Origin of the sequence: Rheinheimera hassiensis (genome assembly GCF_022436675.1) — a bacterium.
GTDB lineage: Bacteria > Pseudomonadota > Gammaproteobacteria > Enterobacterales > Alteromonadaceae > Alishewanella > Alishewanella hassiensis.
In genome coordinates, this window is record NZ_JAKUJZ010000006.1 from 23,530 (window position 1) to 40,945 (window position 17,416).

The 17,416-nt window shown below is 48.2% G+C and carries 19 protein-coding genes; 3 read left to right on the forward strand and 16 right to left on the reverse strand.

Annotation, left to right across the window (positions count from 1 at the left end; genetic code table 11):
* Positions 1–8: 8 nt before the first annotated feature.
* From MJX74_RS13530 to MJX74_RS13590, 13 genes are all read right to left on the reverse strand, one after another.
* Positions 9–497 (reverse strand): CvpA family protein, encoded by a 489-nt coding sequence (locus MJX74_RS13530; RefSeq protein ID WP_240223355.1) that lies wholly within the window; start codon positions 495–497, stop codon positions 9–11.
* A gap of 59 nt (positions 498–556) precedes the next feature.
* Positions 557–1,168: an SPOR domain-containing protein gene (locus tag MJX74_RS13535; protein WP_240223356.1), complete on the reverse strand. Its 612-nt coding sequence runs from the start codon at positions 1,166–1,168 to the stop codon at positions 557–559.
* Positions 1,165–2,457 (reverse strand): bifunctional tetrahydrofolate synthase/dihydrofolate synthase, encoded by a 1,293-nt coding sequence (gene folC, locus MJX74_RS13540; protein WP_240223357.1) that lies wholly within the window; start codon positions 2,455–2,457, stop codon positions 1,165–1,167. The genes MJX74_RS13535 and folC overlap by 4 nt, the downstream gene beginning before the upstream one ends.
* A gap of 6 nt (positions 2,458–2,463) precedes the next feature.
* Positions 2,464–3,339: an acetyl-CoA carboxylase, carboxyltransferase subunit beta gene (gene accD, locus MJX74_RS13545; protein WP_068229837.1), complete on the reverse strand. Its 876-nt coding sequence runs from the start codon at positions 3,337–3,339 to the stop codon at positions 2,464–2,466.
* A gap of 162 nt (positions 3,340–3,501) precedes the next feature.
* The gene (truA, locus tag MJX74_RS13550) at positions 3,502–4,287 is read right to left on the reverse strand and encodes a tRNA pseudouridine(38-40) synthase TruA (protein ID WP_240223358.1); all 786 of its coding nucleotides are present in this window, start codon (positions 4,285–4,287) and stop codon (positions 3,502–3,504) included.
* 63 nt (positions 4,288–4,350) lie between these two features.
* Positions 4,351–6,999, reverse strand: a complete 2,649-nt coding sequence (locus tag MJX74_RS13555) for a FimV/HubP family polar landmark protein (RefSeq protein WP_240223359.1) — start codon at positions 6,997–6,999, stop codon at positions 4,351–4,353.
* A 227-nt stretch (positions 7,000–7,226) separates the two neighbouring features.
* Positions 7,227–8,246 carry an aspartate-semialdehyde dehydrogenase gene (locus tag MJX74_RS13560; protein WP_240223360.1) on the reverse strand — a complete coding sequence of 340 codons (1,020 nt, stop codon included), beginning with the start codon at positions 8,244–8,246 and terminating at the stop codon, positions 7,227–7,229.
* 14 nt (positions 8,247–8,260) lie between these two features.
* Entirely contained in the window at positions 8,261–9,382 is a 1,122-nt protein-coding gene (locus MJX74_RS13565) for a 4-phosphoerythronate dehydrogenase (RefSeq protein ID WP_240223361.1), read from the reverse strand.
* A 102-nt stretch (positions 9,383–9,484) separates the two neighbouring features.
* On the reverse strand, positions 9,485–10,285 hold the full coding sequence (locus MJX74_RS13570) for a DUF4198 domain-containing protein (RefSeq protein WP_240223362.1): 801 nt from the start codon (positions 10,283–10,285) through the stop codon (positions 9,485–9,487).
* 38 nt (positions 10,286–10,323) lie between these two features.
* The gene (locus tag MJX74_RS13575) at positions 10,324–10,821 is read right to left on the reverse strand and encodes a DUF2271 domain-containing protein (RefSeq protein ID WP_240223363.1); all 498 of its coding nucleotides are present in this window, start codon (positions 10,819–10,821) and stop codon (positions 10,324–10,326) included.
* Between the two features lie 32 nt (positions 10,822–10,853).
* On the reverse strand, positions 10,854–11,570 hold the full coding sequence (locus MJX74_RS13580; RefSeq protein ID WP_240223364.1) for a PepSY-associated TM helix domain-containing protein: 717 nt from the start codon (positions 11,568–11,570) through the stop codon (positions 10,854–10,856).
* Between the two features lie 40 nt (positions 11,571–11,610).
* The gene (folE, locus tag MJX74_RS13585) at positions 11,611–12,255 is read right to left on the reverse strand and encodes a GTP cyclohydrolase I FolE (protein ID WP_240223365.1); all 645 of its coding nucleotides are present in this window, start codon (positions 12,253–12,255) and stop codon (positions 11,611–11,613) included.
* A 143-nt stretch (positions 12,256–12,398) separates the two neighbouring features.
* Positions 12,399–12,752 (reverse strand): DUF2750 domain-containing protein, encoded by a 354-nt coding sequence (locus MJX74_RS13590; protein ID WP_068229814.1) that lies wholly within the window; start codon positions 12,750–12,752, stop codon positions 12,399–12,401.
* Positions 12,753–12,911: 159 nt separating this feature from the next.
* Between MJX74_RS13590 and ettA the strand changes: the two genes are divergently transcribed.
* The gene (gene ettA, locus MJX74_RS13595) at positions 12,912–14,573 is read left to right on the forward strand and encodes an energy-dependent translational throttle protein EttA (RefSeq protein WP_240223366.1); all 1,662 of its coding nucleotides are present in this window, start codon (positions 12,912–12,914) and stop codon (positions 14,571–14,573) included.
* A gap of 34 nt (positions 14,574–14,607) precedes the next feature.
* Here ettA and MJX74_RS13600 read toward each other — a convergent pair whose 3' ends face one another.
* Positions 14,608–15,336 carry a substrate-binding periplasmic protein gene (locus tag MJX74_RS13600; protein WP_240223367.1) on the reverse strand — a complete coding sequence of 243 codons (729 nt, stop codon included), beginning with the start codon at positions 15,334–15,336 and terminating at the stop codon, positions 14,608–14,610.
* Positions 15,337–15,624: 288 nt separating this feature from the next.
* Between MJX74_RS13600 and MJX74_RS13605 the strand changes: the two genes are divergently transcribed.
* Positions 15,625–15,882, forward strand: coding sequence for a hypothetical protein (locus tag MJX74_RS13605; protein ID WP_240223368.1), 258 nt, complete (start codon positions 15,625–15,627; stop codon positions 15,880–15,882).
* An 80-nt stretch (positions 15,883–15,962) separates the two neighbouring features.
* Here the strand turns inward: MJX74_RS13605 and MJX74_RS13610 are convergent, their stop codons facing one another.
* Together MJX74_RS13610 and MJX74_RS13615 are read right to left on the reverse strand one after the other, a co-directional pair.
* Entirely contained in the window at positions 15,963–16,316 is a 354-nt protein-coding gene (locus tag MJX74_RS13610) for a VOC family protein (RefSeq protein WP_240223369.1), read from the reverse strand.
* A gap of 131 nt (positions 16,317–16,447) precedes the next feature.
* Positions 16,448–16,600: a hypothetical protein gene (locus MJX74_RS13615; protein WP_240223370.1), complete on the reverse strand. Its 153-nt coding sequence runs from the start codon at positions 16,598–16,600 to the stop codon at positions 16,448–16,450.
* Between the two features lie 425 nt (positions 16,601–17,025).
* On the opposite strand from MJX74_RS13615, the gene MJX74_RS13620 reads away from it, so the two are divergent.
* Positions 17,026–17,397 carry a DUF6746 family protein gene (locus MJX74_RS13620; RefSeq protein ID WP_240223371.1) on the forward strand — a complete coding sequence of 124 codons (372 nt, stop codon included), beginning with the start codon at positions 17,026–17,028 and terminating at the stop codon, positions 17,395–17,397.
* The last annotated feature ends 19 nt before the right edge of the window (positions 17,398–17,416 follow it).

Consider the following 17,416-nt stretch of genomic DNA (forward strand, 5'->3'; position numbering starts at 1 on the left):
CGCCAGCGTTAAGGCTTTTGCATAAAACTGGAATGATTCTGCAAATATTCGAAGAACCATTCAATAATAAAACCGAATTCAGGGATCAGAGTTGATTGCTGCCACCAGTCGGCACTTGCCACCGGGGTAAAAGCGTCCATAAAAAATAATATAGCGCTGACTACCAATACGCCGCGCAGCGCGCCAAATACCAGGCCCAATACTCTGTCTGTGCCGGACAAACCGGTAGACTGCACCAGTTTGCCAATAAGAAAATTAACTAAAGCGCCCACAATCAGGCTGCAGATAAACAAAATGGCGATAGCACAGGCATTACGCAGGGTTTCATCCTGCATGGAGGTAAATAAACCGGCCAGATGGGGGTAATATTGGCTGGCAACAAAAAATGCCAGGATCCAGACAGCCAGTGAAATAGCTTCTTTAACAAAGCCACGTACCAAGCTAATAACTGCAGATAACGCTATGATTGCCAGAATGGCAAAATCAACCCAGACCATTTGCTACCAAAGGTTGTTTGATGACGGCGCGCATTCTACCAAACACAGCGACTGCTTGGCTAATTATTTTCGGTTGGCTGATAACTCATTACTGATAACCGCTCAATACCGGTTAATTGCTGCAGTTTAGGTAGTTGCTGTTCAAGCCGCTCTTTTCTTAGATCGGGGCCTACCAGCACGCTGGTCAGCTTTACGCCCTGCGCATTGCTGATATCGCGGGTAAAGGTAACAAAACCAGCCTGGCGTAATTTAGCTACCAGCGCATTGGCATTTTGCGGTTTGCTGAAACTTCCCACTCTTACCACCCAGCCAGCCTGAGCCAGCGCTTCATTCACCGGCCGTGTTGTTGCGGGTTTGTCTGCTGAAGGGGCTGTTACCTGGGTATAACGCTGCGACGGTAAGCCATTGTCATCTTTTGCTGTTTGTTCTTCGGTATCTAACGCAAGCTCATCCACCGGCTCAGGTGTTACCTCTGAGCGCGCTTGTTCAAATGCTTGCTGATCAAAAGCTTGCTGCTGTGGCACGCTTTTAAATTCAGGACGATTTGGGATGACTTTAAAATCGTCTTTCACAACCTGCTTTTCACCATCAAGTAAATCAGGCAGAAAAATGATACCGGCCAGTACCAGGATCACTGTACCGAGTAAACGATGTTTAAATGCGGGTGTCACTTTGCCTCCTGATGGCATGACAGCACTGCTGACACTGTAATAAACGAACCAAACACAACCAATAACTCATCATTTTGCAGCCTTTGCTGCAACTGCTGATAAGTGCTTTGCGTATCATCATGCAGTTGGGTTACCACACCATGCGGTGCCAGCACCTTATCAAGTTGCTCTGCAGTTGCGCCCCTTACCCCTTTGAGGCTGACAAGATGCCATTGTTCAAACAATGGCGTCAAGGGCAGTAATGTCTGCTCAATATCTTTATCTTTTAACATACCCACGAACGCCAGTATACGCCGGAAACGTGGTTTAAGCAGCAGCAGTTGCTGGGCCAGGTAACGAGCCGACTGCGGATTGTGTGCTACATCGACAATAATGGCAGGCTGTTGTTGCAGCCATTGCATCCTGCCTGCCAGTGTCAGATTGGCCAACACGCTGCTTAATTGCTGTGCTGAGGGCAGCATATTAAGCTGCTCCAGCACCGCCAGACTACAGGCAGCATTTTGCACCGGCAACGCAGGTACCGGCAGGTTATCAAACTGCTGGCTTACACCTTGCCATTGCCAACTTTGGCCCTGTTGCTGATAATCGTACTGGTAATGATAGTCGCGCTGTACCAATACCGTTTTACACGCCAGCTCTGCCGCTTTATGCAATACAGATGGTGGCGGGTTAAGCTCACCAATAATGGCGATACCATCGGCTCTGAACACACCGGCTTTTTCACGGCCAATGCTGTCGCGATCATTACCCAGCCAGTCCTGATGATCCAAATCTATCGTGGTAATAACGCTGATATCCGGTGAAATAATATTGGTCGCGTCCAGCCGCCCGCCTAACCCAACTTCGATTAGGCAGTAATCTGGCTGCTGTTGTTGTAACAAACGAAATGCTACCAGCGTGGTAAATTCAAAATACGTCAGGGCAATGTCCTGGCGCAACGCTTCAACAAAAGCAAAAGCACTGATCCAGTCAGCGTCAGCTACATCCTGGCCATTAATGCGTAAACGCTCGTTAAATTGCAGCAGATGTGGCGAGCTGTATACGCCAACCGTTTTGCCCTGTGCCAGCAGCAGCTGCTCTATACAACAGGCGGTGGTGCCTTTGCCGTTAGTACCGGCGATAAGCACTTTTTTACCCGGCAGATGTTGCAGGTCAGCTCTGGCCGCAACAGCGTATACCCGATCCAACCCCAGCTCTATCTGGTGCACGGGATGGCTTTGCTCAATATAACAAAGCCAATCGGCCAGGCTCTGGCACGATTGGCTGTTCAGTACTGTTGTAGTTGACATAACACCTTAAGCGGCGTTGTGCTCCGATACCGGAGCAGGCAGCTGCATAAACTTCGCGACTAATCGCGCAATTGTATCGCGCATTTTGCGCCGGTCAACAATCATATCAATAGCACCGTGTTCGAGCAGGAATTCACTGCGCTGGAAACCTTCCGGCAGCTTTTCACGTACCGTTTGTTCAATAACCCGTGGGCCGGCAAAGCCGATTAATGCTTTGGGCTCGCCAATGTTTACGTCACCCAGCATAGCCAGGCTGGCCGATACACCGCCCATAGTCGGGTCGGTTAACACTGAAATATATGGCAGACCGGCTTCGCTCATTTTCGCTAGTGCGGCGCTGGTTTTTGCCATCTGCATCAGAGAAAACAGTGCTTCCTGCATACGGGCACCGCCGCTGGCAGAGAAACAAACAAAAGGCACTTTGTGCTGTAATGCGTGTTCAACACCGGCGACAAATTTGGCACCCACCACTGACGCCATAGAACCGCCCATAAACTCAAACTCAAATGAGGCGGCTACAATCGGCATACCTTTTAAGGTGCCATGCATTACAACCATGGCATCTTTTTCATTGGTGTCTTTTTGTGCCGCCGCAATACGGTCTTTGTAGCGCTTGCTGTCTTTAAACTTGAGTAAATCCTGCGGTTCAAGCTCCGCTGCCAGCTCTTTAGTGGTGTTTGCATCGAAAAAGCTGGTTAAGCGTGAGCGGGCTGAAACCCGCATATGATGGTCACACTTGGGGCATACGCCAAGATTACGATCTAAATCTGCTTTGTATAATACCGCTTCACAGGATGTGCATTTGGTCCAGACACCTTCCGGGATATTTCGACGCGCGGAAGAAGAGGATGTTCTGGGCAGGATTTTTTCTAACCAACTCATAAATGTTTCCTATAGGTAACAGCACCGCGTACTCGCCATGCCGTAAATACGTTAAAAAACGCCGAAATTCAGTAAACCGGCGCTATTAAAGCACAAAACTAATACTACATAATATAAAAAACTGGTCTTAGTAGTACAAGCCGTAAGGCCGTCAAACCGCCTTTAATCCGGCAAAAACAGGGGGCCGGTTACTGCCTTGGGTAAGGCGAAATGCGCTGGGTAATCTACATCTACCAGATAAAGCCCACCGGGTTTAGCCGTTGCAGCCGCAAGATTACGATCTTTGGCGGCTAACAGCTCAGCAATCCAATATGGCGGGCGACTTTTCATGCCTACCTCCAGCAAGCTGCCGGTAATGTTGCGTACCATGTGGTGTAAAAACGCATTAGCTTTAATATCCAGAATAATGTAATCACCCTGCCTGCTAATACGTAAGTGATGTACATTACGAAACGGGCTATGCGACTGGCATTGCATAGCACGAAACGAGCTGAAATCCTGCTCACCCAGCAAATATTCGCCAGCCTGCTGCATCAAATCTGTATCCAGGTTTTGATGATAGTGGCTTAAACCAGCGCGTAAAATGGCCGGGCGGAACTTATGGTTATAAATAATATAGCGGTAACGGCGGGCTGTGGCGCTAAAACGGGCATGAAAATCATCGGGTACTGCTTTGGCCCAGCGCACTGCGATTGCATCAGGTAACTGGGCATTAGTACCCATTACCCAGGCTTTATCATCACGTACAGCAGTAGTATCAAAATGCACGACCTGCCCGGTGGCATGTACACCAGCATCAGTGCGCCCGGCACAAAACAATTCTACCGGCTGGTTAGCCACTTTAGACAGTGCCATTTCCAGTTCCTGCTGTACGCTGTTTACTTCACGCTGGCGCTGCCAGCCATAAAACCCAGACCCGTCGTACTCAATACCTAACGCAATGCGCATGCCATCCCCCTGTTAAACGGCGGCGATTATACCGCAACCGCCATTAATATGCAGTGTTGGCGATTATTCGGCTTGCTTTAGTTTGGCCGCTTCGGTTTTAACATTATCCGGCGCGTCAGAGGCAAGAATGTCATCCAGTAACATAGCAGCGCTTTCTTTGTCATCGATCTCGATATAAGCCCGTACTAAGTCAAGCTTAGCTGCGTAGCCGTTATCTTCTCTGTCAACATCGCGCTGCTCGTGCTCGCCGATAATATCGGCAAACTCGTCCAGCCCTACATCAACATTGAGCTTGTTAAACCGCTCCGGGTCCAGCTCTTGCTGGTCGGCACTGGCCAGCAACTTGTCAATTTCAACAAAATCGTCATCGGCAAAATCAAAATCTTCAACCACAGGAGCAGCTGTTACATCAGTGTCATCTGTCAGGTTGAAATCTGCCACATCCTCTGCAGTAGCATCGGTCAGTTCCAGATTATCTGCCATCGCTTCCAGTTCGGTCATCAGTGTATCAAACTGTGCCTCTGGCAGCGGATCCAGCTCTATTTCAACAGCCTCGTCGGGCAACGGCCCGTCAGTGTCAGACAACTCAAAAGCCGAGTCAAACTCACCAAGCAAATCATCATCGGCCATCTCCAGTTCAGGGTATTGCTCAAGCATCTTGCTGGGGTTTTCTACCGATAATGCCGCCTCTGTCGGCCGGCTGACAGAGGTGTCATCCAGTGCCGTCAGATCAAGGCTCTGCAAGGTTTTATTTTCGGCATTTAAGGCATCAGCATCATCAATCAGCGCATCATCCAGCTCACTCAGCCCGGTATCTATTGCTGTAGTATCAAGCGTTGCAGTATCAAGTGGCGTCGCATCCTGAGCTGCAGTGTCAAGCTCGTCAGCCCGTTCGCTGTCCGGCTCTGACGGCGATGGCTCAAGCCCGATATCCTGCGGCGTAACAGTATTAGTAGTAGCATCTTCAGCTGCCACGTCGTCAAGCGTGTCTACCTGGTCGAGCAGTTCACTCAGTTCTGCATTTAACAGCGCTTCATCATCATCTGTCAGTTCATACTCTGGTATCACTTCAAGCTGCGCAGCTTCGCTTTCCGCTACCAGGCTCTCGGCAAACTCTTCCAGCTCTGAACTGTCAAAGCTTTGCTCTGGCTCTGCCAGCAAAGCGTCATCCAGGGTAATATCTGCTTCAGTTGCAGCAACGCTGGTTTCAGTATCAGCCTCCGGTTCGGTTGGCTCCGGAGTCTTCCGGGCCAATGCTGCCAGCATATCCTGCTCTTGTCCGGCTAATTCAACCAGCTCGTCGTCTTCATCCAGTGCTACTTCTTCTATCAGATCATCAATATCAAATTCGTCAAACGTTTCTTCATCTGGAGTACTATCGCCGCTCATGTCCGGCTGAGTGTCAGGCTCGCTTAATATATCGTCCAGACCATCGTCGTTATCAGCCAGCTCAATAATAGCGTCGTCGTCATCATCTGCAGCAAAAAGGGCCGCCAAATCATTGTCAGACAAAATATTATCGGCATCAAATGTCTCATCCGGCTTTGTTGGCTGCTCTGCTGATTTGCTGTCTGCCGTTGGTAACAAACTGTCATCTTCAAAAGTCAGTGCATCGTCAAACTGCAACAGATCGCTGTCTGCACTGCTGTCTGCCGTTAATATGGTGTCATCTACAAAGGCATCTTCGAGCAGCGCATCATCAATTTCGAACAGGCTTTCATCCAAATCATCATTTTCTTCCAGCGGCGGCAGTGGTGAATGATAAGTAGGATCTGTCTGGGGTTCTGTTCGGGCTGCATTAATGACTTCTTCAGTTTTTTGGCCGCGTTTTTTTACCCACATCAACACACTGAACAACACCAGCAATGCCGGTATACAGGCTGCGAGGATCCAACTTAGCGGGTTTTGCAGCAGGCTTTGCCAGTCAAAACTTTGCTCTGCCGCCACTTTTGCCGCGGCGTCTTCGTCAGCTTTAGCTTGCAGCAGCTGTGCCTGTTGTTGCACTAAAAGCTCAATTTGCTGCTGAATTTCACTATCCTCACCCAGCTGTACTTTGAGTAATTCCAGCTCTTGCTGTAACTTGGTTAAACTGGTTTTTAGCTGCAAATTCTCCTGCACCATGGTTTCAACCAGTTGCGTTGAATCAGCAAACTGGCTGCGTAAGCCATCAAGCTGCTGGCGTTGCTGTTCGTCCAACCGTTTTAACTCTGCCTGCCATTGCGGCGGTGTCGCACTGACATCAACACTGCTGGTGCTTGCGGTAGCCACTGGCTTTGGCGCGGCAGCTTTTTGCCGCTGAGCCCAGATTTTGTCGTCCTGCTCGGCTTTTTGTCTGGCAATGGCAACATCAACCTGCTGAATTTCCTGCAGCGATGGCAGCACCAGGATTGCGCCGGGTTTTAAGTGATTAAGATTATTCTCAAGAAAAGCATCAGGGTTTTTCAGGTATAGCGCGTACATCACCTGATACAGGCTGATATTGCCAGCAGGTTTAACCCGCTCAGCGACCCGCCATAAGGTGTCGGCCGGGCTTAACGGGCCAATTTGCTCAGCTGGTGCGACGGTATCGGAATTACGCGGCCCGCGGATTTGCGAAGGAGTAACCGCATCTGAACCTCGCGGCCCACGAATTTGGGTTGTATTCTCCTGTGCCTGCAAGGATGACGAAAAATTGACAAGCACAGTAATCAGTAAAACAAATAACCAAGGCATTAATGTCCCCTACCCCAAAATCAGGCGCATTTACAGAAGAAATCGGCAGCAGCTGTAGTAATCTTTAGCGCTAACTGCAAACGACCTGCAAACACTGTTCCAACTATATGTGGTAACTAAATGCTGAAAATATAAAGCAAGGCGGCCATTCTGACCAGTGTTAAAAAAACGTAGTGAAATTAACCGGGCATAAAAACAACAAGGCCCCATGCGGGGCCTTAGTATAATTAGAGATAATCGCGGATCAGATGCTCTGCAATCTGAATGCTGTTTGTTGCGGCGCCTTTGCGGATATTATCTGCTACAACCCACAGATTTATACCATTTTCATGCGATAAATCCTGACGGATACGGCCAACAAATACGTCATCTTTACCAGCCGCGCTACATACCTGGGTTGGGAAATCAGCATTGTTTTCCAGTAACACTACGCCAGGCGCTTCGGCCAGCAACGCTTTTACCTGCTCAACGCTGATGGGCATACGGGTTTCAATATGTACCGCTTCGGCATGGCCGAAAAACACCGGTACCCGCACCGCAGTGGCGTTAACAGAAATGCTGTCGTCACCGAAAATCTTCTGCGTTTCCCAGTGCATTTTCATTTCTTCTTTGGTGTAGCCGTTATCCATAAACACATCAATTTGCGGGATCACGTTAAAAGCGATCTGCCGGGCAAACTTGCCTTCATCTTCTATAGGCCGGCCATTCATCAGCTGCGCGGCTTCACGGGCTAATGCTTCTACAGCATCCTGGCCTGCACCACTTACCGACTGATAAGTTGCTACGTTAATACGGCTAATGCCCACAGCGTCATGAATTGGTTTTAACGCCACCAGCATCTGGATAGTGGAGCAATTGGGGTTGGCGATAATATTGCGGTTACGGTAATCGGCAATAGCATGGGCGTTAACTTCTGGCACCACCAGAGGAATATCCGGCTCATAACGGTAATGTGAGGTATTGTCGATCACCACACAACCGGCATCAGCAGCCTTGGGGGCATAAATTGCTGATACGCTGCCACCGGCAGAAAACAAACCAATTTGCGCTTTTGACCAGTCGAAGGTTTCTGCGTCAATAACCTTAATTTTTTTGCCTTTGAACGTCACGGTACCACCAGCAGAGCGGCTGCTGGCTAATGGGAACAGTTCAGCAACCGGGAAGTCGCGCTGCTCCAGAATTTCGATTAAATGTTGTCCTACCAACCCTGTTGCACCTAAAACGGCAACATTATATTGCGAAGCCATGACAGTCCCTCTAATTATTGTGCGAGGCTAAAACCTAATTGCGGCAAGTAGCCTGGTATCACCTTGCCACACAGTTGTAATGAGCTGAATTCACGCCGCGCCGGATATGACTTTCTTAGCCAGTCAAACCCGTTACGCTGCAGGTAATGGCGCAGTATTGCATCATCACGGCGCACATCATATAACAGTCTTGCTAAATTTTGGACATCTGGAAGCCCAAAATCTGCGCTAATTTGCAATTTTTCCATTGCTGGCACTGCAAGCAACTGGCTTAACTGCTGTTTTACCGGCTGGCCAAACAATTCACAGCAGCGCTGATATAACATTTCTGTACCGCGGGCTTTGCCTTCAACACTATGCCCGGCAATATGTGCGGTGGCGATATCAACATAAGGTAGCAACGCCGTAAGGATATCCGGCTCTTGCTCCCATACATCCAGCACTACCGCTCTTTTTTGAGCCGTACTACTCAGCTCGCTAAGTAATGCCTGATTATCAATCACAGCACCGCGCGACGCATTAATGACAGCGCAATGGGGCTTAAGCTGCTGCATTGTTTTAGCATTCAGTAGATGCCGGGTAGCAAAAGGGCCATTGCTAATAAGCGGCGTATGAAAACTGATAATATCAGCTTGCTGACACAAGGTTGCAAAATCGGTATGGGCGAAATCCGCCTCTTGCTGCGCCCGTAGCGGATCGCACTGCAATATGGTGATATTAAGCGCCTGTAATGCCGTTACCAGCCGACGGCCAATATTGCCCACGCCAACTACACCAATGGTTTTTTCAGTTAACTGCCACTGATATTTATCTGCCAGATACCACAGGCTGCTAAGTACATATTCGACCACAGATTGCGCATTACAGCCAGGCGCACTGGAAAAACTGATATTACGCTGTGCCAGATACGGCTGATCAATATGATCCATACCAATGGTGGCAGTGCCGACAAAACGCAGGTCCGGGCACTGGCTTAGCAAAGCCGCATCAACCTGTGTTACCGAACGCACCAGCAAAATATCAGCCCCGGCCAGTTGTTCAGCCTTCACGGTACGGCCGTTAAACAAGCTGACATCCCCAAACTGAGCAAAAAACGGCTGCACCAGTGGCATGTTCTCATCAGCAAAAATGCGCATAAGGTTTTCCTGCAAATATTTTGCGCCAGAGTGTAACAAATAGCACAAAGCCAGCCTATCGAAACAGGCTGGCTTTATTGGATAAAAGGGTAAATTGTCGGGTTACGGCAGGGCAACTTCAAACGTAAAAGTAACAGATTCACGCACTTTATCTGCCAGCGCCGTAGCGGTATCGGCTGAATAAGACGCTTCAATTAAATAGCGCCCGGCGTGCTGTGGGGTAAAGCTAAACTGGCCTTTATTGTCGGTTTCAAACTCAACACGGCCAGCGTCGTTACGATACAACTCGCCTTCATAAGACAACACACCTTTTACGCCGGCTTGCGGTTTGCCGTCCAGATGAAATACAAATTGCAGTGCTTCTTCCGCTACAACATCGGCCGGATGCGTATTGCTGCTGATTTCCAGCCCGGCGTTTTGTAGTTTCAGCACCGTTTGTGTCGGGCTATTTACTGTAACATAAGCAAAATTGCGGCTGCGCATTTGTACTGTTTCTACCTTTGTGGCTCCGGCTGGCAGTTGTGCGGTACGCTCCTGTTTATTAGCCATCAGACGTTTGCGTTCACCGTTGAGCTCATAGCTGGTGAAATAACGCAGTGGGTTAGCCATTTCCAGCCGGTAAGTGCCATCGCCAGCTAGCTGCACATCCGCCATAGATTTGCGCTTACCCTGATATACGGTAGTCACGTCCTGCGCTTTGCCATCCGGGGTGTACAGTTTCAGGCTGGTTAAACCAATGCCTTTATCCGGTACAAATGTCATATTGGCCGCAGAAGCATCAACGGCTATCCAGCTGTCTTGCTTAGATAACACGTAGTGGCTGGGTACCAGCCATAATGTGTGGGCGCTGACACTGGCACTGATACATAATGCCGACATAACTAACGCTGCTTTTTTTAACATTTTAATATTCCTTAATAGTCTGTTAATTCAGGTATTACTCAGCGCAGTATTGCGCTGATATCGCCAAGCTCACCGTCGGCGGCTATTTCAATAACGGCATTCTTCGCTGGCAGGGTAAATTCATGTTTTGCCAGGCTACGGCCCCCCTGTTCGCGGGCGGCTTCAACGAAAAGCGTATACTTACCGGCAGGCAGGGCGCCGCCGTCATCATTGTTACCATCCCAGTGCAAGGTGTAGCTGCCAGGTTTCTGCGTGGCACCGCTTACAGCATCAACCAAAGCCGTATTGCTGCGGCCAATTTTGCGCCAGAAACGGCGCAAATCTTTTAACCAGTCTGGTTTTTCTACCCAAAGGGCAATCAGTTTTACCGGCTGCTGCTGCGCATCTTCGACCCAAATAGCAACGTAAGGCCGGTGGTATTGGCTGGTTTCTATTGCCGGCAGCTCCAGCGTAATATCACTTTGTGCAGCCTGTAACGTAGCGTGCCCCAACAAGGCCGCAGCACATACACATAAACAAGCACCGGTTAACTTCATAATATTCCCTCTGCAATACGCCAACACCGGCGCTAATGTAATGACAAGATATACGCAAACAAACTGATAAAAATGCCCAGCATCGCCAGGATATTGCCAATGCTGCGCCGCGAGGCTTGCTTGAGCATCAGATAAAACCCGGTCAGAGCAAAAATAATGCAGGCAACCGCCGTAAGATCAATCAGTAGCAGCCAGCTAAGGCCGGCATTACGGCCTTTGTGCAAATCGTTCAGCAATGCCAGATAACCGTTAAACTCCAGGTCCAACTCGGCCGTGTTGGCGGCAAAGTCAACTACCACTGAGGCATACCCCGCCGGCCGCTTGAAATCCAGCTCCAACAGGCCGTCGTCAATATCAAACTGATAACTGAATACCGAAGCCTTCACCTGATGTTCATTGCGTAGCCAGTTCCTGAACTGCAAAGCAATAGCTTCTTGTTCGCTGTCTGACTGGGGTAAGTCGACGTATTGCAAGGCGTCGGGTAACGGCAGCAGTTGCTGACGGCTGCTTTTGCCTGCAGTGCTGTACAGCAGATCCGGGTGGTTCAGGGTGATACCGGTAATGGCAAAAAACAGCAGCAATACCAACACTAACATCGAGCTGTAGCTGTGCAGTAACCGCATAAATTTTGCCAGCACAGGGCCACGACCACGTTCTATCATTACAACACTACCGGTAAAAAAGTTACCGGCATAATACTGATAATAATTCGTATTTGCAATAAAAACCAAGGCGTAAAAAAGGCGCATCTAAGCGCCTTAATATTGGTCAACGGTTTAACAAAATGCATTAATAGCGCGCAAGAAACTCGGCGCGGGTGCGGCCATCATCTTTAAAAATACCGCCCAGTGCAGTGGTTTGCGTTTTGGAATTTACATCCATCACGCCACGCGATTTTACACAGTAATGCACAGCTTCCATCGTTACTGCTACATTGTTGGTTTGCAGCAAAGTTTGCAATGCCACCAAAACTTGTTGCGTTAAACGCTCCTGCACCTGAGGGCGCTGGGCAAAAAAGCGTACTATACGGTTAATTTTCGACAAGCCAATAATGCGTTTTTCCGGAATATAGGCCACCGTCGCATAACCATCAATAGTGACAAAATGATGCTCACAGGTACTGGTAAAGCTGATGTCCTTTACCTTAACCATTTCCTTTACCTGCATTTTATTGTCAATTAATGCAATTTTGGGAAAGTTGGCATAATTAAGGCCGCCAAAAATCTCATCAACATACATTTTGGCAATCCGGTGCGGCGTTTCGCTTAAGCTGTCATCGCGCAAATCCAGACCCAGCGTACTGACGACTTCTGCCATCAGGCTGTTTATCTTGTCGTACTTCTGATCGCGCGACAAACCATTGTCCAGCATCGGGGTTTCGAGCCCCAAAGCTTCTAACGCGCTTCTAACCAATACTGCTTCTTCTGATAACATAACTATATCCAAACCGGCTGTTAGACCAACAATACGTGCCGTCAAGGCCGATAGTTTAAGAGGAAAGTCATTTTTTTGCCATTTTTATGATCAGCAAAGCCCTGCGACAAAGAAAACCGCAAGGCTTTAAACAGCAGAACGGCTTATTGCACCAGTGACAGGGCTTCAAGTAACTCGCGTGGTTCCACTTCCGGGCCGTTTAAACTTTCGTCCCAGTTAGTGCCAATTAACACACCATCGTCGTACATTTCTTTTAACCAACCATCGCAAAATACGTCCAGCGGAATGGCCTCTGGTTTGTACACTGCCCATTCTTCAGAGCAATGCGCTTTGGCTGATGCTTCATCTGACCAGAACGGCATTACGTCTGTGTCTTCAAATTCTACCGATTCAACTACCAGCAGATCTTCACCATCTGCTAATACATAAACCACACCATGGGTTTTAGCTTCTTCAACGAAACGCTGAAAACTTGGATCTTGCGCAAATTGACTCATATTCATTTCCACCCGGGTAAAGTACTGGTTGCTATTAGACCAGAAAGCGCGGCGTAAAAGCGAGTTTTATCTTATACGCCCTGAGCGCGCCTTTCCCTGTCCGGTGAAAATAACGTACAATTGCTGGCACTATTACCAGCAATGATAAGCAGATAAACCATGGCTCAATATATCTACTCAATGCATCGTGTGTCGAAGGTGGTTCCACCTAAACGCACTATTTTAAAAGACATTTCTTTATCTTTCTTTCCTGGCGCCAAAATTGGCGTACTGGGCTTAAACGGCTCGGGTAAATCTACCCTGCTACGGATTATGGCCGGAGTCGACAAAGAGTTTGAAGGCGAAGCCCGGCCACTGGCTGGCACTAAAATTGGTTACCTGCCGCAAGAACCGCAGTTGGATCCAAGCAAAACAGTGCGTGAGATTGTTGAAGAGGCCGTCAGCGACGTTAAAAATGCGCTGACCCGTTTAGACGAAGTTTACGCCGCCTATGCTGATGAAAACGCTGACTTTGATGCCCTGGCTCGTGAGCAAGGCGAGCTGGAAGCGTTAATTCAGGCCAAAGAAGGCCATAATCTGGACAATACGCTGGAGCGCGCCGCCGATGCACTGCGCCTGCCGCCGTGGGATGCCAAAATTGAGCATTTGTCTGGTGGTGAACGCCGCCGCGTGGCTATTTGCCGCTTACTATTAGAGCGCCCGGACATGCTGTTGCTGGACGAACCGACCAACCACCTGGATGCCGAATCTGTTGCATGGCTGGAGCGCTTCCTGCACGATTACCCTGGCACAGTGGTCGCTATTACCCACGACCGTTATTTCCTTGATAACGTTGCCGGCTGGATTTTAGAGCTGGACCGTGGTTACGGTATTCCGTGGGAAGGTAATTACTCGTCCTGGCTGGAACAAAAAGATGCCCGTTTGCAACAGGAAGAAAAATCTGAAAACGCCCGCCAACGCTCAATTAAGCAAGAGCTGGAGTGGGTGCGCACTAACCCTAAAGGCCGTCATGCTAAGAGTAAAGCGCGGATGGCCCGCTTTGAAGAGCTACAGAGCCAGGAATTTCAAAAGCGTAACGAAACTAACGAGCTGTTTATTCCGCCAGGGCCGCGTCTGGGCGACAAAGTGCTGGAAGTTAACCACCTGCGTAAATCTTTTGGCGATCGTTTATTAATCGAAGATTTAAGCTTTAGCATCCCCAAAGGCGCCATCGTTGGCATTATCGGCCCGAACGGCGCCGGTAAATCTACACTGTTTAAAATGATCAGTGGTGCAGAGCAGGCCGACTCCGGCGACATCAGCGTCGGTGATACGGTACAATTGGCCAGTGTTGATCAGTTCCGCGACAGCATGAACCCGAAAAACACCGTATGGCAGGAAATTTCCAACGGCCAGGATATGCTGCAAATTGGCAGTTTCCAGATCCCGAGCAGGGCTTATGTTGGCCGCTTTAACTTCAAAGGTAATGACCAGCAGAAATTTATCGGCGAGCTATCGGGCGGTGAACGTAACCGCGTGCATTTAGCCGCGCTGTTAAAAGCCGGTGGGAACATGTTGTTACTGGATGAGCCTACCAACGATCTGGACGTAGAAACGCTGCGCGCGCTGGAAAATGCTCTGCTCGATTTCCCTGGCTGCGCTATGGTGATTTCGCACGACCGTTGGTTCCTTGACCGTATCGCCACGCATATTCTGGATTACCGTGATGAGGGCAAGGTGAATTTCTTTGAGGGCAACTACTCAGATTATGAAACCTGGTTAAAAGCCACCTATGGTGCAGATGCGCTGGAACCACACCGGATTAAATACAAAAAAATCTGATGCTTTGTAACGCCCGCCAAACAGCGGGCGTTTTTTATTGCAGCGGATGATAGGTCGATGACATGACCTGTTGATAAAGCGCAGTCGCAGCCACCTTGTGATGCGCCTGCTTTAGCCTTGTTACCAGCTCAGCCGATGTTTGTATATTGGCAGCCAGCCAGGTTTGCTGTGCCAATTCAGGAATCGCATAAACAAAACGGATGTACTCTTGCGGCAATTTCAGACTGGCCGCCATATCAGCCAGTGCTGCGGGATCATCAATAACTAAATCAACCTTGCCATTAATCAATAATTGCCACGATTCAGTAATATCGGCAGCCAGCACCAATTGCTGCCCTATAGCAAAGCCATTGTTCATTAAAAAGTTGGCAGATAAATCATCGCGCTGAACGGCAATAGTTAATGTCTTAGCATCCTGCAGCCTTTCAATTGTAATATCGGTACGATGGCTTAGTGCAACAAAGCCAAAATGATATGCCGCAACAGTTCCGATCCAGTGAAACTCGGCCTCACGCTGTGCCGTGCGGGCCATATTGTAAATAAGTACATTGGGCCGGCTTCTGGCAATACGTAGTGAACGTGCCCAGGGATACATTTCAATCTGTGTTTCCAATTTGGCTTCTGTTAAAACCGCCTTTACCAGTGCAGTGCTAAGCCCCGCTACTTCTCCGTTCTGCATCGTCTGATGCGGTGGCGACAGCTCGGTAACAACCCGCAATGGTGTAGCCGCGAAGATGGCACCATTTATACAGAACAGCAGCATAAAACAAAGACTTACTTTAACCACTTTAACGCTCTCAGGGGCATGTCTGCATAATAGCCTATTGCTTTTTGATGCCAAGCACCAGAGTGGCCGATAAAAAACCAACTAATTTTTAGTCAATTTCACCAGATCAAGTTGGTGACATTTTAAAAACTCAAATACAGAGCAAAAAGAAATAAGCCAAAAAACAATATAAATCAATAAGATAATTTAATACAAAATTCTGGCATGCTGTTTGTAACAGTAAGAGTGTTGTTAACCCTAACCAAAGACAAAAAGGACGAAATGATGAAAACGTTAACTGCTCTTACCCTGGCTACTGTTATTACACTAGGTTTTGCTGCACCGGCTCAGGCCAACAATATTACTGATAGCTTAACTGAGACTGTTACTAACCAGCTTGCAGAACTGGCGGGCAATATTAAACAGCAGGCAAAAGCATCACTGGAAAAAACCGCAACAGAACTGTTTTTTGCAACCGGCACTGAACAAGCTGAGCGGTACGTTGTTAAAGCAGCCGAGCAGACACCTGCCAGCAAAAAATAAGGCCGTCTTATGCAGTTAAGAAATATGCAGTTAAGTACTGAGACCGCTTACGCCAGTTGTATAGCGTAAGCGGCAAGATATTACTGCTCTGACCACACTGCTAACTCATTGCCATTTGGATCGGCAAAATGAAAACGGCGCCCGCCGGGAAAAGTAAATACAGGCTTAACGATAGTACCGCCAGCGGCAATTACCTTAGCTTCTGTCTGCTGCAAGTCTTTACTGTACAGCACGACCAGCGCAGCACCGGTTGCCACGGTGGATTGTTTTGCTGAACGGTAAAAGCCGCCATCCAGGCCTGAATTAGCAAAAGCTACATAATCCGGCCCATAATCAGCAAACACCCAGCCAAAAACCTGCCCGTAAAACTGCTTTGCTGCCGCTAAATTATTTGCCGGAAGCTCTACATAATTAATTTTTTCATGCCCACTCATTGTTTAAGCTCCCAGTTCTCACCCATTTATACATTAATGTAATGCAAGCCATAAGCGCTAACAAGATACCAGAAACAGAAAAGCCACGCGGGTTGGGGTCGCGTGGCTTTTCTGCTGTAAAACAGCCTGGTTTATTTATTTCTTACCAGCGAGCTGGTGTTGAGAGCCTGGCCCATTTTCGCCAGCAAGTAGTTAATACGGCGAATAAGCAAAGCACGGCCAACTGCATTGCTACGCTTACCAGTAACGTTATGTTTATCTGCTGCAGTACTTAATGTTGTCATGCTTCACCTCTGTATTTAGCTTTGCCTATATGCTGCACATTATGCCGACTTTTTGCACAAGCGACGAACGAGATAAATTGCAGCAAAGGCATTAGTAAAACTAATGCCTAAATAAATCAAAATTCATTGTATGTTCAAAAAAATGTCACTGAATGAAAAGCCAAAAAATCTTACCCATAGTTTTTATGCATATAAAATAGCAAACTATGCACTAAGGTTACGCCATAAACCTTAACCATGTTAGGCCGATAAGGCTTTAGCCAGAATAGCCACCGTATACCTTTGCTTAGTTATTCTAATCAAAAATTACGTCGCCAAAGCTGACAGATGCGAAAACTCGGCTTTTTAGGGTTTCTAGTAGGCTGAGGCTTTGTTATATGCTAAATTAGTTGCGAAAGGTTCTCATTTACATTTTGGAGTTTAGTATGAAAAAACTTTTATCTGCAACATTTGTCGCTGCTGCTCTGTTAAGTTCTGCGCTGGTTCAGGCCGATGAGCGGCCAGATCATTATAAAGGTAAGCCTTCAGATACACTGGAACAAGCTGTAGCCAACTTCAGTGAATATAATCAAAAACTAAAAACCGTATTGGCAGGAGAGCTGACACCACTTGCCATGGTAGAAATTCACGAACTGACCTACACCATCGAAGTAGCGCTGGAAAAAATTCATGCTGAAACCGGCAAATTAAAAGACGTACTGGAAGAGGTACACGTTGCTTCTGAACATATGGATACAGCAACGGCTCAAGATCGCGGCGATGCCTATATTAAAGCAGCTCAAACACTGGTGAAGTAATTAAATAGCAAGCCCGGTT

Excerpts from the sequence above, each read along its gene's own strand:
- MJX74_RS13565 (WP_240223361.1), bottom strand. The coding sequence starts at position 9,382 with ATGCGCATTTTTGCTGATGAGAACATGCCACTGGTGCAGCCGTTTTTT.
- MJX74_RS13555 (WP_240223359.1), bottom strand. The coding sequence starts at position 6,999 with ATGCCTTGGTTATTTGTTTTACTGATTACTGTGCTTGTCAATTTTTCG.
- MJX74_RS13590 (WP_068229814.1), bottom strand. The coding sequence starts at position 12,752 with ATGAGTCAATTTGCGCAAGATCCAAGTTTTCAGCGTTTCGTTGAAGAA.
- MJX74_RS13605 (WP_240223368.1), top strand. The coding sequence starts at position 15,625 with ATGAAAACGTTAACTGCTCTTACCCTGGCTACTGTTATTACACTAGGT.
- MJX74_RS13620 (WP_240223371.1), top strand. The coding sequence starts at position 17,026 with ATGAAAAAACTTTTATCTGCAACATTTGTCGCTGCTGCTCTGTTAAGT.
- MJX74_RS13600 (WP_240223367.1), bottom strand. The coding sequence starts at position 15,336 with ATGCTGCTGTTCTGTATAAATGGTGCCATCTTCGCGGCTACACCATTG.
- truA (WP_240223358.1), bottom strand. The coding sequence starts at position 4,287 with ATGCGCATTGCGTTAGGTATTGAGTACGACGGGTCTGGGTTTTATGGC.
- MJX74_RS13570 (WP_240223362.1), bottom strand. The coding sequence starts at position 10,285 with ATGTTAAAAAAAGCAGCGTTAGTTATGTCGGCATTATGTATCAGTGCC.
- MJX74_RS13560 (WP_240223360.1), bottom strand. The coding sequence starts at position 8,246 with ATGGCTTCGCAATATAATGTTGCCGTTTTAGGTGCAACAGGGTTGGTA.
- MJX74_RS13575 (WP_240223363.1), bottom strand. The coding sequence starts at position 10,821 with ATGAAGTTAACCGGTGCTTGTTTATGTGTATGTGCTGCGGCCTTGTTG.
- MJX74_RS13580 (WP_240223364.1), bottom strand. The coding sequence starts at position 11,570 with ATGCGCCTTTTTTACGCCTTGGTTTTTATTGCAAATACGAATTATTAT.
- folC (WP_240223357.1), bottom strand. The coding sequence starts at position 2,457 with ATGTCAACTACAACAGTACTGAACAGCCAATCGTGCCAGAGCCTGGCC.
- MJX74_RS13610 (WP_240223369.1), bottom strand. The coding sequence starts at position 16,316 with ATGAGTGGGCATGAAAAAATTAATTATGTAGAGCTTCCGGCAAATAAT.
- MJX74_RS13615 (WP_240223370.1), bottom strand. The coding sequence starts at position 16,600 with ATGACAACATTAAGTACTGCAGCAGATAAACATAACGTTACTGGTAAG.
- folE (WP_240223365.1), bottom strand. The coding sequence starts at position 12,255 with ATGTTATCAGAAGAAGCAGTATTGGTTAGAAGCGCGTTAGAAGCTTTG.
- accD (WP_068229837.1), bottom strand. The coding sequence starts at position 3,339 with ATGAGTTGGTTAGAAAAAATCCTGCCCAGAACATCCTCTTCTTCCGCG.
- MJX74_RS13530 (WP_240223355.1), bottom strand. The coding sequence starts at position 497 with ATGGTCTGGGTTGATTTTGCCATTCTGGCAATCATAGCGTTATCTGCA.
- ettA (WP_240223366.1), top strand. The coding sequence starts at position 12,912 with ATGGCTCAATATATCTACTCAATGCATCGTGTGTCGAAGGTGGTTCCA.